The organism is Streptomyces sp. NPDC038707 (assembly GCF_040636485.1).
Lineage (GTDB): Bacteria > Actinomycetota > Actinomycetes > Streptomycetales > Streptomycetaceae > Streptomyces.
Window position 1 is genome coordinate 56,590 of sequence record NZ_JBEZUP010000019.1, and the last position, 13,624, is coordinate 70,213.

At 70.5% G+C, this 13,624-nt stretch carries 12 protein-coding genes and 1 pseudogene; 2 read left to right on the forward strand and 11 right to left on the reverse strand.

Features of this window, described 5'->3' with window-relative positions:
* Nucleotides 1-15 precede the first annotated feature (15 nt).
* Nucleotides 16-918, reverse strand: coding sequence for a menaquinone biosynthesis prenyltransferase MqnP (gene mqnP, locus AB0E62_RS24690; protein WP_362197706.1), 903 nt, complete (start codon nucleotides 916-918; stop codon nucleotides 16-18).
* A gap of 79 nt (nucleotides 919-997) precedes the next feature.
* Entirely contained in the window at nucleotides 998-2,449 is a 1,452-nt protein-coding gene (locus AB0E62_RS24695) for a menaquinone biosynthesis decarboxylase (RefSeq protein WP_362197709.1), read from the reverse strand.
* Nucleotides 2,450-2,759: 310 nt separating this feature from the next.
* On the opposite strand from AB0E62_RS24695, the gene AB0E62_RS24700 reads away from it, so the two are divergent.
* Complete coding sequence (locus tag AB0E62_RS24700) at nucleotides 2,760-4,160, forward strand: condensation domain-containing protein (RefSeq protein WP_362197712.1); 1,401 nt, start codon at nucleotides 2,760-2,762, stop codon at nucleotides 4,158-4,160.
* Between the two features lies 1 nt (nucleotide 4,161).
* Here AB0E62_RS24700 and AB0E62_RS24705 read toward each other — a convergent pair whose 3' ends face one another.
* The 8 genes from AB0E62_RS24705 to hemL all read right to left on the reverse strand — a co-directional run bounded on the left by AB0E62_RS24705 (nucleotide 4,162) and on the right by hemL (nucleotide 12,402).
* Nucleotides 4,162-4,590, reverse strand: a complete 429-nt coding sequence (locus AB0E62_RS24705) for an SRPBCC domain-containing protein (protein ID WP_362197715.1) — start codon at nucleotides 4,588-4,590, stop codon at nucleotides 4,162-4,164.
* Between the two features lie 58 nt (nucleotides 4,591-4,648).
* Complete coding sequence (gene ccsB / locus AB0E62_RS24710) at nucleotides 4,649-5,731, reverse strand: c-type cytochrome biogenesis protein CcsB (RefSeq protein ID WP_362197718.1); 1,083 nt, start codon at nucleotides 5,729-5,731, stop codon at nucleotides 4,649-4,651.
* Nucleotides 5,728-7,440: a cytochrome c biogenesis protein ResB gene (locus AB0E62_RS24715; protein ID WP_362197721.1), complete on the reverse strand. Its 1,713-nt coding sequence runs from the start codon at nucleotides 7,438-7,440 to the stop codon at nucleotides 5,728-5,730. Before AB0E62_RS24715 ends, ccsB begins: the two co-directional genes overlap by 4 nt.
* A 3-nt stretch (nucleotides 7,441-7,443) precedes the next feature.
* Complete coding sequence (locus AB0E62_RS24720) at nucleotides 7,444-8,220, reverse strand: cytochrome c biogenesis protein CcdA (protein WP_362197724.1); 777 nt, start codon at nucleotides 8,218-8,220, stop codon at nucleotides 7,444-7,446.
* Nucleotide 8,221: 1 nt separating this feature from the next.
* Complete coding sequence (locus AB0E62_RS24725; RefSeq protein ID WP_362197727.1) at nucleotides 8,222-8,812, reverse strand: TlpA disulfide reductase family protein; 591 nt, start codon at nucleotides 8,810-8,812, stop codon at nucleotides 8,222-8,224.
* A gap of 98 nt (nucleotides 8,813-8,910) precedes the next feature.
* On the reverse strand, nucleotides 8,911-10,191 hold the full coding sequence (locus AB0E62_RS24730) for a hypothetical protein (protein ID WP_362197730.1): 1,281 nt from the start codon (nucleotides 10,189-10,191) through the stop codon (nucleotides 8,911-8,913).
* Nucleotides 10,192-10,354: 163 nt separating this feature from the next.
* Nucleotides 10,355-11,086, reverse strand: coding sequence for a histidine phosphatase family protein (locus AB0E62_RS24735; RefSeq protein WP_362197733.1), 732 nt, complete (start codon nucleotides 11,084-11,086; stop codon nucleotides 10,355-10,357).
* The gene (hemL, locus tag AB0E62_RS24740) at nucleotides 11,083-12,402 is read right to left on the reverse strand and encodes a glutamate-1-semialdehyde 2,1-aminomutase (RefSeq protein ID WP_362197909.1); all 1,320 of its coding nucleotides are present in this window, start codon (nucleotides 12,400-12,402) and stop codon (nucleotides 11,083-11,085) included. The genes AB0E62_RS24735 and hemL overlap by 4 nt, the downstream gene beginning before the upstream one ends.
* Nucleotides 12,403-12,707: 305 nt before the next feature.
* On the opposite strand from hemL, the gene AB0E62_RS24745 reads away from it, so the two are divergent.
* Nucleotides 12,708-13,328 carry a hypothetical protein gene (locus AB0E62_RS24745; RefSeq protein WP_362197736.1) on the forward strand — a complete coding sequence of 207 codons (621 nt, stop codon included), beginning with the start codon at nucleotides 12,708-12,710 and terminating at the stop codon, nucleotides 13,326-13,328.
* A 27-nt stretch (nucleotides 13,329-13,355) separates the two neighbouring features.
* Here AB0E62_RS24745 and AB0E62_RS24750 read toward each other — a convergent pair.
* Nucleotides 13,356-13,454 (reverse strand): annotated as a pseudogene (locus AB0E62_RS24750) (integrase); the annotation flags it as partial.
* Nucleotides 13,455-13,624: the final 170 nt, after the last annotated feature.

Consider the following 13,624-nt stretch of genomic DNA (forward strand, 5'->3'; position numbering starts at 1 on the left):
CGGGGCGGGAACGGGCTAGACGGTGAGCCCGCGCACCAGGAGGTCCAGCAGGGCGCACACGAAAAGCGCGATGCCGATGAAACCGTTGACACTGAAGAACGCCCTGTTCAGGCGGGTCAGGTCATGCGGACGGACGATGGTGTGCTCGTAGCCGAAGGCCGCCGCGACGATCACCAGGCCCAGCCAGAAGAACGCGCCCGCGCCGGTGGCGAGGGCGTACCAGACGAACAGGGCCGTGGTGACGGTGTGGCAGGCGCGGGCGCCCCAGATCGCCGCCGGGATGCCGAAGCGGGCCGGAACCGACTTCACGCCGATCTCGCGGTCCGTCTCCACGTCCTGGCAGGCGTAGATCAGGTCGAACCCGCCGATCCAGATGCCGACGGCCAGGCCGAGGATCACCGCGTTCCCCGACCACTCCCCGCTGATCGCCAGCCAGCCGCCGACCGGACCCATGGCCTGGGCGAAACCCAGGATGGCCTGCGGGAAGTTGGTGAACCGCTTGCCGTAGGGGTAGACCACCATCGGCACCACCGCCACCGGCGCGAGGGCCAGGCACAGCGGGTTGAGCAGGGCCGCCGCGCCCAGGAAGACCACGAGGGCGATCAGCGCGCCCGTCCAGGCGTGCCGGACCGACATCGCGCCCGTCACCAGTTCCCGGTGCGCCGTGCGCGGGTTGCGGGCGTCGATCTCGCGGTCGATGATCCGGTTGACCGCCATCGCGAACGTGCGCAGGCCCACCATGCAGACGGTGACCAGGAGCAGCCGGCCCCAGTGGATGTTCTCGTCCCACTCGTACATCGCCGTGAGCGAGGCGATGTAGGCGAAGGGGAGCGCGAAGACCGAGTGCTCGATCATCACCAGGCGCAGGAACGCCTTGGTCCGGCCCGGCTGGGCGATGGCGGCGGAGGCTGACGTCACAGTCCGTACTCCGGATCATCCCCGCGGCGGCGGGGAGACCCCGTCTCCGCGCTGCCCCGCACCATCATGTCGGTGCCTTTCACAGTCCGTACTCCTTCCAGCGCCGGGTCACTCGTTCGGCCGTATCCGGGTCCGACAGGACCATCTCCGGCCACCCGCCGTCGCGGGTGTAGCCCTCCTCCGGCCACTTCCGCGTGGCGTCGATGCCCGCCTTGCCGCCCCAGAACTGCTGGTAGGAGGCGTGGTCGAGGTGGTCGACGGGGCCTTCGACGACCGTGAGGTCACGGGCGTAGTCGGTGTTGCCGAGGGCCCGCCAGGCGACCTCGTGCAGGTCGTGGACGTCGCAGTCGGCGTCCACGACCACGATCAGCTTGGTGAGGGACATCATGTGCGCCCCCCAGACGGCGTGCATCACCTTCTGCGCGTGCTTGGGGTACTTCTTGTCGATCGAGACGATCGCGCAGTTGTGGAAGCCGCCGGCCTCGGGCAGGTGGTAGTCCACGATGTCCGGAATGATGATCTTCAGCAGGGGCAGGAAGAAACGTTCCGTGGCACGGCCGAGGGGGCCGTCCTCCGTCGGGGGGCGGCCGACGACGATCGACTGGAGCAGCGGGCGCCGGCGCATCGTCACGCAGTCGATCTTCAGGGCGGGGAACGGCTCCTGCGGGGTGTAGAAGCCGGTGTGGTCGCCGAAGGGACCCTCGGGCAGCATCTCGCCGGGCTCCAGCCAGCCCTCCAGGACCACCTCGGCGTGGGCCGGCACCTGGAGCGGGACCGTCTTGCAGTCGGTCATCTCGATCCGCTTGCCCGCGAGGAAGCCGGCGAAGAGGTACTCGTCGATGTCGCCGGGCAGGGGGGCCGTGGAGGCGTAGGTCACGGCGGGCGGGCAGCCGAAGGCGATGGCCACCGGGAGACGCTCGCCCCGGCGCGCGGCCACCTGGTAGTGGTTGCGGCTGTCCTTGTGGATCTGCCAGTGCATGCCGATCGTGCGCTTGTCGTGGCGCTGGAGGCGGTACAGGCCCAGGTTGCGGACGCCGCTTGCGGGGTCCTTGGTGTGGGTCAGGCCGAGGTTGAAGAAGGAGCCGCCGTCCTCGGGCCAGGTGAACAGCGCCGGGAGCCGGTCCAGGTCGACGTCGTCACCGTGCAGGACGACCTCCTGCACGGGCGCCTCCTTGACCTTGCGCGGCGGGACGTGGGCCATCGCGCCCAGCTTCCCGAAGGCCTCGCGCACGCCGACGAAGCCGTGCGGCAGCTCGGGCCGCAGCAGGCCGCCGATCTTGTCGGAGATCTCGTCGTACGACTTCAGGCCCAGCGCCTTCAGCAGGCGGCGGTCGGTGCCGTACACGTTCATGGCGAGGGGCAGGTCCGAGCCGCGCACGTTCTCGAAGAGCAGCGCCGGGCCGCCGGACTTCTGCACCCGGTCGACGATCTCCCCGACCTCCAGATACGGGTCGACCTCGGCCTTGATGCGCTTGAGGTCGCCCTCGCGCTCCAGCGCCCGGAGCAGGGAGCGAAGATCGTCGTAAGCCATGTGCCCCAGTATCGCCGACGGACCGCTTTGTCCCGGTGCCCACCCCCCTGATCCGGCACGGGCGGGCTCGGCGGAAGACGGCGACCGGGTACTGAGGGACGACCTCCCGGGCGCCGGGGTCCCGCTTCGAGGTGGGCGGTGGGACCGCCGTCGGCCCGGGCCCGGGGGTCACCGACCGTTAATCACTTCCGCGTTCGGCCCGACACCCGTTCCGTTGAAATGGGCCAAACGGGCATGTCCCGGGCACGCCCCACGGCATTGCCTTGGAGGGGGCCCGCATCCAGGGGGCCCCTTCTTCGATGGGAGACGCGTGCGAATCACTGACATCCAGCGCTGCGAGGTACGGCCGGGACGGCTCGTCGAGTGGACGCTGAGCCCGGCCACCGTCGCGGCGGCGACGGCACTCCCCGAGGACTCCCGGCCGCCCGCCTACATCCAGGAGTCGCACATCAGGACGGCCCGGTCGCTGCGGGAGGACGGGCTGTTCGTGCCGACCTGGGTCGGCACCGCCTTCGACCTGCCCGGCCCGGTCGACCTGGACGCGCTGGAGCGGGCCCTGCACGCCTGGACCGTACGGCACGAGACGCTGCGCAGCGGCTTCCGCTGGGCCGGTGACGAACTGCGCCGGTTCACCCTGGACGCGGCCGACGTGTCCCTGCACCGGACGGAGGCGGGCCACTTCCCCGACGCCGGCCGGCTCGTCCGGCACCTCCAGGACCGCTTCGACACGGTCGCGGACGCGCTGCGCTGGCCGAATCTCGTCTACGCGGCGGTGGTCCGGGACGACGGCGCGAGCGTGTACCTGGCCTTCGACCACAGCAATGTCGACGCCTACTCGGTGCAGCGGATGCCCGCCGAGATCCACGAGCTGTACACGGGGGCCGCGGCCGGGTCCGGCGCGGGGCCGACGGCCGCCAGTTACGTCGACTTCTGCGAGATCGAGCGGTCGCACGCCGACGGCGTCGACGGCCGGCACGCGATCGTGGAGCGCTGGCGTGAGTTCATCCGCCGCTGCGACGGCAGGCTGCCGGGTTTCCCGGTCGACCTCGGCCTGGTGCCGGGCGATCCGCTGCCCCGCCAGCGGATGCTGGCCGAGCCGCTGGCCGACGCGGACACGGCCGCCGCGTTCGAGGAGTACTGCCGGCCCTACGGCGGCAGCATGACCGGGCTGCTGGCCGCGACCGGGCTGATCGTGCACGAACTCGGCGGACAGCAGGTGTACCGGACCGTGGTGCCCTTCCACACCCGGGTCACGTCCCGCTGGAGCGAGTCGGTGGGCTGGTACGTGGGCGCCGCCCCCATCGAGGTGCCCGTGGGCCGCACCCGCGGCTTCCCGGAGGCCCTGCGGGCGGTACGGGCGGAGCTGCGGGCCAACCGGTCGCTGGCCCGGATGCCGCTGGCCCGGGTGCTGCGCCTGCTCGGCGCGGACTTCCGGCCGGCCTCCCCCGACCTGTACTCGATCGTGTCCTACGTCGACACCCGCGGCCTGCCGGGCGCGGGGCGGTGGGCCGAACGGAAGGCGTACGGGCTGCTGCGGGTGTCGTACGGCGACCAGGTGTGCGTGTGGGTCAACCGGCTGCCCGAGGGGCTGTGGCTGGCGAGCCGGTACCCGGACACGGACATCGCCGCGAAGAACATGCGGCTGTACGTGGAACGGCTGCGGGACCGGATCGCCTCGGTGGCCGACGGCAGCCTGTCCGCGGTGTCCTAGCTCACCGGGGACCCACGCCGGGGCGGGACCGGTCCCGCCCCAGGAGTTCGATCAGCCGTTCCAGTCGATCCCGCCAGCGCTGTTCCGACTCCTCCTCGCCCTGGAACTCGTGCGTGAGGCGGAGCGCGCTGCCCGCCTCCCCGTCCCGCTCCAGGTGGAACCGGATCCGGCTCCCGTCCCCGACGGTGTACTCCGCGACCCGGTCCACGTCCCAGGCGGTGACCTGGCCGCTGCCCAGCCCGGCCAGGGCGACCGCGCCGCCGAGCCGGGGTTCGAGCACCTCGGCGGGGGTCCACCAGGCGGCCAGTCCCCCGGGCGTGGACAGGGCCGGCCAGACCTCCTCCATGCGCCGCGGGAGCCGCACGACGAAGTGCAGGATGTGCGTGTTCCCGTGGGTCTGACTGGAACCCTGTGCGATGGAACCGCTCATGACTCCAGCCTGCCCCCGGCCCCGGGTCCACGCACGCCTGAGGGGAGGGGCTTCCGGCTCACACGCCCGCGTAGGAGTGCTTGCCGGTGACGAAGATGTTGACGCCGTAGTAGTTGAACAGCCAGCAGCCGAACGCGATCAGCGCCAGGTAGGCGGCCTTGCGGCCCTTCCAGCCGGCCGTGGCCCGCGCGTGCAGGTAGCAGGCGTAGGCGATCCAAGTGATGAAGGACCAGGTCTCCTTCGGGTCCCAGTTCCAGTACCGGCCCCAGGCGTCGCCCGCCCAGATCGCGCCCGCGATGATCGTGAACGTCCACAGCGGGAAGACCGCCGCGTTGATCCGGTAGGCGAACTTGTCCAGGGACGCGGAGGCGGGCAGCCGCTCCAGGACCGAGCGGGCGAAGGCACCCGGCGTGCCACCGTTCTGCAGCTTGTTCTCGTACGAGTCCTTGAAGAGGTACAGGATCGTGGCGACCGCGCCGACGTAGAACACCGCGCCGCAGAAGATCGCGGTGGAGACGTGGATGTACAGCCAGTACGAGTGCAGGGCCGGCACCAGCTGGTCGCTGGCCGTGTACAGCACGGTGACCGCGAGACCCAGGTCGAGCAGGACCGTGGTGGTGAGGAACAGCCCGAGCCAGCGCACGTTCTTCTTCAGCGCCAGCAGCGCCAGGTACACGCCGACGGCCACCGTGGAGAAGGTGATGTTGAACTCGTACATGTTGCCCCACGGCGCCCGCTCCACGGAGGCCGCGCGGGCGACGACGCCGCCCAGCTCCACGAGGAAGGCGAGCACGGTGAGGGAGATGGCGATCCGGCCGTACAGGTCGCCCTGCTCGTCGCCGCCGTGCGCGCCGGGCCCGTCCGGCACGTCCCGCGAGCCGGAGGTGGAGCGGACGACGACCTTGGGCCGCTCCAGCACCGCGGTGCCGCCGCCCTTGCGGACGGTGACGGCGGGGCCGCCGGCCGTCCGCGCGCTGTCGGCGGTGAGCGCGGCGGCCGTCCGGGCGACCTTGCTGCGGCTGCCGAACAGCCACTCGGCGATGTAGGCGAAGAAGGCCAGGGTGTAGACGGCCATCGACGAGTAGATCAGCGTGTTGCTGACGCTCGCGAGATGTTCGTTGGTCGCGGCGGCGAGAGTCACTTCTCAGCCCCTTCGGCAGGTACGACGTGGCGGTCGGATGTGGGTGCGGAGTGGTCGTCGTCGGGTTCCGGTGCGCCCGGCGCCCGCTCGTAGAGGTCACCGGCGATCAGGCCCAGCTCCTCGGGCACCTTCGCCGACTCGCTGCGGCCGAGCCCGGCCATCTCGACCACCGTGACGCCGTCGTCGCCGCGCACCGCCCGCACCCACACGCGGCGGCGCTGGATGAACAGGGACCCGGCCAGACCGAGGATCGCGGCGAGGGCGCCGCCGAGCGCCCAGCCGCCGCCCGGCTCCTGCACGATCTCGAAGCCGGCCCACTCCTTGACGTCCTTCTCGAAGGTCACGGTACCGGCGCCGTTCGGCAGCTTCATGGACTCGCCGGGCTTGAGGTTGACCCTCAGCTGCGCGCCCTTGGCGTCCTTGAAGTCCTTCATGTGGGTCTTGTCGAGCTGGTACACGCTCTGCGGCAGGCCCGAGTCGACGCCCAGGTCGCCGTGGTACGGCTCCAGGTTCAGCACCGGGTTCAGCAGCGCGGGGAAGGCCGAGGCGATCTCCATGCCGGCCCCGCCGTAGGTCGGCAGGAAGAAGGCCTTGATGCCGAGCTGCTCCTTCTTGCCCTTGGCGTCGCGGTAGCCGTCCATGACCTTGACGACGCCCTGGGACGTGACGTTGCCGTCGAGCGGCAGCAGCGGCACGGCGTCGCGGTAGACCACCTTGCCCTTGCCGTCCCGGACGGTGATCACGGGCGCGTAGCCGTGGCTGACCAGGTAGACCTTGGAGCCGTCGATCTCCAGCGGCTCGTTGACCTTGACGGTGGTCCCGGTCTCCTTGCCGTAGGCGCCCTTGCTGTAGCGGATCCTGGCCTGGAAGGTGCGGGGAGTGCCCTTGTTGGGGCCGGTCAGCTCGTAGGTCCCCTTGAAGTCCTCCAGGTCGAAGCTGAACGGGACCAGGTCGTCGGGCTCGAAGAGGCTGCCGGACTTGAAGTCGTCGTACATCGGCAGCGCGTTGGAGAAGCCGTCGCCCTCCACCATCAGCTTGGTGCCGTCCGACTTGAACAGCTGGCCGGAGGCGAAGGCGATCAGCAGCACGATCAGGGCGATGTGGAAGACCAGGTTGCCCAGCTCGCGCAGATAGCCCTTCTCGGCGGCGACGGCGTCACCGACGGCGTGGGCGCGGAAGCGGCGCCTCTTCAGCAGGGCGAGGGCGGCCTCGCGGACCTTCTCGGGATCCTCGGCGGTGGTCCAGGCGGTGTAGGCGGGCAGCCGGTCCAGCCGCTTGGGGGCGCCGGGCGGCCGGCCGCGCAGCTGGCCGACGAACTGCCAGGTGCGGGGGATGATGCAGCCGATGAGGGAGACGAACAGCAGGATGTAGATCGCGGAGAACCACACCGAGCTGTAGACGTGGAACAGGCCGAGCTTGTCGTAGACCGGCGCCAGCGTCCTGTGCGCGGCGCGGAAGTCCTCGACCTTGGTGGCGTCCGCGCCGGTCTGCGGGATCAGCGAGCCGGGGATCGCGCCCAGCGAGAGCAGCAGGAGCAGCAGCAGCGCGACCCGCATGGAGGTCAGCTGCCGCCAGAACCAGCGGGCCCAGCCGATGACACCGAGGCCCGGCAGGCTCACCGCCTCCTCCTGCGGGGCGGTGGACAGCCGGGAGCCGGCCGCGCCCAGCTCCTCCCGGTCCCGGCCGGTGTCGGTGTCGGTCTTGCTCATCGGTCAGATCCCCACATTGAAGCCGTTGGTCCAGGTCTGCATCTGCTGCACCAGTCCGGCCCAGGCACCGGTCAGCAGCAGCACACCGGTCACGATCATCATCGAGCCGCCGATGCGCGTCACCCAGACATAGTGGCGCTTGACCCAGGCGAAGGCACCGAGCGCCTTGCGGAAGGCGATCGCGGTGACGACGAACGGGACGCCGAGGCCGAGGCAGTAGACGACCATCAGCAGGGAGCCCCGGGCCGCGCTCGACTCGTTCAGTGAGAGGAAGTTCACCGAGGACAGCGTCGGGCCCATGCAGGGCGTCCAGCCGACGCCGAAGAGGGCGCCGAGGACCGGCGCCCCGGCCAGTCCGCCCGCCGGCCGCTTGTGGAAGCGGAACTCGCGCAGGGCGAACCAGGGCGTCAGGCCCATGAAGAACACGCCCATGACGATCATGAGCGCGCCGAGCACCTTGGACAGGGTGCTCTGGTAGCTGATCAGGTTGGCGCCGAAGTAGCCGAACAGGGCCCCGCTGGAGACGAACACGGCACTGAAGCCGAGCACGAACAGGGAGGCGCCGGCCACCATCCGGCCCCGTCTGGCCTCGGCCAGGTCGGTGCCCGCGACGCCGGTCACATAGGAGAGGTAGCCGGGGACCAGCGGCAGCACGCAGGGCGAGAAGAACGACACGAGACCGGCGAACAGGGCGATCGGCAGGGCGACCAGCAGGGCGCCGTGCAGGACCGTCTGGTTCCGGCCGCCGGCCTCCGCGGCCAGCGTCAGCAGTGCGCTCACGTCACTTCTCCGCGAGGACCGGCTTGATCATCTCCACCAGGCCGGTGTCGTCGAGCGCCTCCAGGGCCCGCGCGGCGACCTTGCCGTGCCGGTCGATGACGAGCGTGGAGGGGACGATCTGCGGGTTGAGCGTGCCCTTCTCGAAGCGCAGCATCAGCTTGCCCGTGGGGTCGTACAGGCTCGGGTACTCGACGCCGTGCTCCTTCTCGAAGTTCACGGCCGGGGTGGTGCTGGTGTCGCGGGTGTTGATGCCGACGAACTGCACGCCCTTGTCCGCGTACTCCTCGGAGACCTTGGCGAAGTACTTGGCCTCGTTGCGGCACGGCCCGCACCACGAGCCCCAGACGTTGATGACGACGACCTTGCCCTTGTAGTCGGCGACGTCCAGGGTCTTGCCGTCGATGGTCTTGCCGGACAGGTCCGGAGCCGTGGCGCGCTTGCCGGCCGCGACGGTGTCGATGCCGTTGTTGCCGGTGACGAAGTGGGTGTCGCCACCGCCACCGGAGATACCGCCCTTGCCACACGCGGACAGGGCCAGGGCCGCTGCGGCGGCCGCGGCGGTGAGCAGGACGGCGCGGCTACGGGTACTCATGTGAAAAGTTTCGCATGACCGTTCCGGGGATTTCGCGCACCCCCCTGCCGGGCGGAAAACCGCATTTCAGGGCGTATTTACACGGGGCATTCCGGACATCAGGCCGCGTCGGAGGCGGCTCCCCCGCTCTTGCGCAGGAACTCCTTCCAGCCGCCGGCGGGCCGCTGCCCGACCCCGAGCGTGCGCAGCCTGGCGAGCACCTCGGGCTTCTGCACGTCGATCCAGTCCACGAACTGCCGGAAGGAGACCAGCCGGACGTCGGCCCCTTTCTCCTTCTCGCGCGCGATGTGCCTGAAGGCCTCCTCGACGGCGTCCATGTAGATGCCGCCGTTCCACTGTTCGAAGTGGTTGCCGATGAAGAACGGCGCCCGGTTCGTCTCGTATGCCCGCTTGAATCCCTGGATGTACGCCTGCGCGGACTGCTTGCGCCAGCCCGGGTAGTTGTACGCGGGGGCCTTGGTCGAGTTGACCGACTGGTTGGCGAGCATGTTGTAGTCCATGGACAGGACCTCGAACGAATGTCCGGGGAAAGGTATCTGCTGAAGGGGCAGGTCCCACAGTCCCTGGCGCTTGACCGGCCAGACCTGGCGGCCGCCCGGCGAGGAGGCGTCGTAGCGCCAGCCCAGCTCCTTGGCGGTGGGCAGCAGGTTGTCCTGGCCGAGCAGGCAGGGCGTGCGGCCGCCGACCAGTTCCTTGTCGTAGTCGAACGGCAGCGACGGCAGACCGGTCCAGCCGGTGTTGGTCCGCCACTCCTTCACGAACGCCTTGGCCTGCCGGATCTCGCTGCCCCACTGCTGCGGGGTCCAGTGCGCTACCGTGCCGCCGCCCGCGCAGAAGTGCCCGTTGAAGTGGGTGCCGATCTCGTGCCCCTCCAGCCAGGCCCGGCGCACATTGGTGAGCGTGGCCTTGATGTGCTCGTCCGTGAGGTAGCCGATGTCGGAGGCGCCGCGCGGGTTGTTCGGGGGCTCGTACAGCCGCTTCTTCGACTCGGGCAGCAGATACAGCCCCGACAGGAAGAAGGTCATGGACGCGCCGTGCTCCTTGGCGAGGTCCAGGAAGCGCGGGAAGAGGCCGTTGCCGACCTCGCCGGCGCCGTCCCAGGAGAAGACCACGAACTGCGGCGGGGTCTGCCCCGGCTCCAGCGGCTCCGGCTTGGCCGGCTGGTGCGGCTGGCGACCGGTGAAGGAGGTCGAGCCGTCGCCGATGGGCCGCGCCGGACGCGCCTCCCCCCTGCTCCCCTGGGTCCGGGAACCGCCCGGATGCCCAGCGTCGTCCGACGACGTGGAGCCGCCGCACCCGGCGAGCGACACGGCGGCGGCCGCGCCCGCGCCGAGGCCGAGTACTCCCCGCCGGGAAAGGGTGCGGGAGGTGGTGCGCATGGAAAACCCCGATCGTCACTGCCTGCTGGTCACCCAGTCAGAGGGCAGGAAGATCGGGGAGGTTCCGATATTACTTACGCTTTTCGCTACAACGTTCGCATCAGTGCGCTAAGCCACACCAAACGGACGCTCAGTGACCGCGTGCGGGGGCCGGCCGGCCTTCTCAGGCCCCGAAGGCCTTCCCCTGGGCCGTCCCCTTGCCCTTCTGGGGCTTGGCGCCGGCCCGCAGATGGACCGGGACGAGATCGATGGCGGGCTCGCTGTAGCCCACGGACACGATCCTGTCGCCGTGGTAGGTGAACGACGTCAGGGAGGCCAGCGTGCACTGCCGCTTGCGCGGGTCGTGCCACAGCCGCCGCCGCTCGACGTACGACCGCACGATCCAGATCGGCAGCTGGTGGCTGACCAGCACCGCCTCGTGGCCGCGCGCCCGGTCCCGGGCCGCGTTCAGCGCGCCCATCATGCGCACGACCTGGTCGATGTACGGCTCGCCCCAGGACGGCCGGAACGGGTTGACCAGGTGCTTCCAGTTCTCCGGCCGCTGGAGCGCGCCGTCGCCGACGCCGAAGGTCTTGCCCTGGAAGACGTTCTCGGCCTCGATCAGCCGCTCGTCACTGGCCAGGTCCAGCCCGTGCGCCTTGGCGATCGGGGTGGCGGTCTCCTGCGCCCGCTCCAGCGGAGAGGCGCAGACGTACGTCACGTCCCGGGACGCGAGGTGCTCGGCGACCCGCTCGGCCATCTTCCGGCCCAGCTCGGACAGGTGGTAGCCGGGCAGCCGGCCGTACAGGATCCCGTCCGGGTTCTCGACCTCGCCGTGCCGCATCAGGTGGACGACGGTGATGTCCTTGGCGCCGTTCCCGGCGGTGTCCGCGCTGTTCGTCTCGGGGGAGCTCATTCCGCCGTGGCCTCCGCAGCCGCCCGGGCCGCCGCCGGGAGGGCGTCGGCGATCTTCTGCACGGCCCGCTCGTCGTGGGCCGTGGACACGAACCAGGACTCGAAGGACGACGGCGGCAGATAGACGCCGTTCGCCAGCATCGAGTGGAAGAACGCGGTGTAACGGAACGACTCCTGCCGCTTGGCGTCCTCGTAGTCCCGTACCCGCCGGTCCGTGAAGAACACCGAGAACATGTTGGAGGCGGTCTGCACCCGGTGCGCGACGCCCTCCTTGGCCAGCGCCTCGCTCACCAGCGTCCGGATCCGCTCGGAGACGGCGTCGACCGTGCCGTACGCGGCGTCGTCCAGCAGCCGCAGCTGGGCGAGGCCGGCGGCGGTGGCGACCGGGTTACCGGAGAGGGTGCCGGCCTGGTACACCGGACCGGCGGGCGCGAGGTGCGCCATGACATCGGCCCGCCCGCCGAACGCGGCGGCCGGGAACCCGCCGCCCATGACCTTGCCGAAGGTCATCAGGTCGGGCCTGACGCCCTCCACGCCGTACCAGCCGGCGCGGCTGGTGCGGAAGCCGGTCATCACCTCGTCGGAGATGAACAGGGCGCCGTTCTTGCCGCAGGCGTCCTTCAGGCCCTGGTTGAACCCCGGATCCGGCGGCACCACGCCCATGTTGCCCGGCGAGGCCTCCGTGATCACACAGGCGATCTCGCCCGGGTACCGGTGGAAGGCCTCCTGGACCGCCTCCAGGTCGTTGTACGGCAGCACGATCGTGTCACCGGCCTGGGCGCCGGTCACACCGGGCGTGTCGGGCAGCGCGAACGTGGCCACGCCACTGCCGGCGGCGGCGAGCAGCGAGTCGACGTGCCCGTGGTAGCACCCGGCGAACTTGATCACCTTCGAGCGCCGGGTGAACCCGCGGGCGAGCCGGATGGCCGACATGGTGGCCTCGGTACCGCTGCTGACCAGCCGCACCTGCTCCACGGGCGCGACCCGGGCGACGATCTCCTCGGCCAGCTCCACCTCGCCCTGACCGGGCGTGCCGAAGGACGTACCGCGGGCGACGGCCTCCTGTACGGCGGCGATGACCTCGGGGTGCGCGTGCCCCAGGATCATCGGCCCCCAGGAGCAGACCAGGTCGACGTACTCGCGCCCGTCGGCGTCGGTGAGGTAGGGCCCACGGCCCGACACCATGAAGCGGGGCGTACCGCCGACGGCGCGGAAGGCGCGCACCGGGGAGTTCACTCCGCCCGGCGTCACGGCGGAGGCGCGATCGAAGAGCGCCTGCGAGACGGGCGCGTCGTAGGGATAGGGCGTTTCGCTCAAGGCACTCATGACGTGCGGCTTCTCCGGCTTCTCGGCTCCGGTTGCGGGGTGACCTCCTCAGGGTAGGCCGCGCCCCGGCAAGGCCGCCCGCGCCCTCGGGAGCGAAGCGCCGCCGTCCCTCGTCTGCGAGACTGAGAGCTGATACACACGGCTCATACGCACGTAAGGATCAGGGCCGGGAATCTTCCGCGCGGTTCGCCGTTCCACCGTACGTTTCGGCGGGCGACCGCGGGGGAGGTCACTGACACGATGATCGGGTTGCGCGGCGGGGGCCACGCGTCCTAGAAAAGCAGTCGGGTGGAGATATGCATCGCGGTGGCGGACTGGGCGAGGGGACTGATGACCTGGGTCCTCGACGTGCCCGGCGGGGAAGGCACCGGCGCGACGCGGAGGAAACGACCGAGACACGTCGGACACAGGGTGGACCGGGTGAGCCCGAGCGGTACGACCGGCAGCCTCTGCGGGCGGGGAGCAGGAATGGTGGCCGGGTGGGGGTGACGTACAAGTACTTCGGCGCGCCGGACGGAGCGACCGCGGCCCGCGTCCCGATCTCGATGCGCCCCGAGGAGCTCGGCGGCGACGAGCTGGGTATGAACGGCATGTTCACGAAGATCAAGCCGGAGACGATGGCCGCGATGGTCCTGACCGGCATCCAGGGCGTGCCCCTGCACAAGGTGCCGCCCCTCGAACTGGTCGTCCTGCACCCCGACTACGCCGTCGTCAAACTCCCCACGACGGTCGTCGACCCCCTCCGCGGCATCGGCGAGGAGACGGTCGGCGCGGCGGCCTTCATCTGGTCCACGGTCCCGGACCGCGGCGGCCCCCGCGACGCGTTCAACGTGTACCAGCTGCTGCACGAGTGGCAGGACTTCTCGGTACGGCTGCATGAGGCGGGGCATCAGCCTTATTGCTTGGTGTGGCCGTGAGCTGGGTTTCGGTGGGTTCGGGCGGGGCTCTCGGGTCCCGCTCTCGCTGGACGGCAGCAGGTGCGTGTACGTCCGGAGCATGAAGCCCGGCCCCGAGTGGCCGAGGTACCCGGAGAGCGCCTTGAGCCCGGGAAACGGCGTTGAGCCGTGAGACCTACTCATTGCCTGGTGCGGCCGTGCGCTGAGGGTTCCTGATGACGGGCGGGGTCCCCGGACCCCGCCCTCGCCGTGCCGCGGTCAGCCGGCGATCCGCGAACCGCACAGACATGCCCAGGTCCGCTGGCTCCCCGCGGAGA

What these genes read in the sequence shown, in the direction of transcription:
- AB0E62_RS24715 (WP_362197721.1), bottom strand. Translation starts at nt 7,440, where the DNA reads ATGAGCAAGACCGACACCGACACCGGCCGGGACCGGGAGGAGCTGGGC.
- AB0E62_RS24705 (WP_362197715.1), bottom strand. Translation starts at nt 4,590, where the DNA reads ATGAGCGGTTCCATCGCACAGGGTTCCAGTCAGACCCACGGGAACACG.
- AB0E62_RS24730 (WP_362197730.1), bottom strand. Translation starts at nt 10,191, where the DNA reads ATGCGCACCACCTCCCGCACCCTTTCCCGGCGGGGAGTACTCGGCCTC.
- AB0E62_RS24735 (WP_362197733.1), bottom strand. Translation starts at nt 11,086, where the DNA reads ATGAGCTCCCCCGAGACGAACAGCGCGGACACCGCCGGGAACGGCGCC.
- AB0E62_RS24695 (WP_362197709.1), bottom strand. Translation starts at nt 2,449, where the DNA reads ATGGCTTACGACGATCTTCGCTCCCTGCTCCGGGCGCTGGAGCGCGAG.
- AB0E62_RS24745 (WP_362197736.1), top strand. Translation starts at nt 12,708, where the DNA reads ATGCATCGCGGTGGCGGACTGGGCGAGGGGACTGATGACCTGGGTCCT.
- AB0E62_RS24725 (WP_362197727.1), bottom strand. Translation starts at nt 8,812, where the DNA reads ATGAGTACCCGTAGCCGCGCCGTCCTGCTCACCGCCGCGGCCGCCGCA.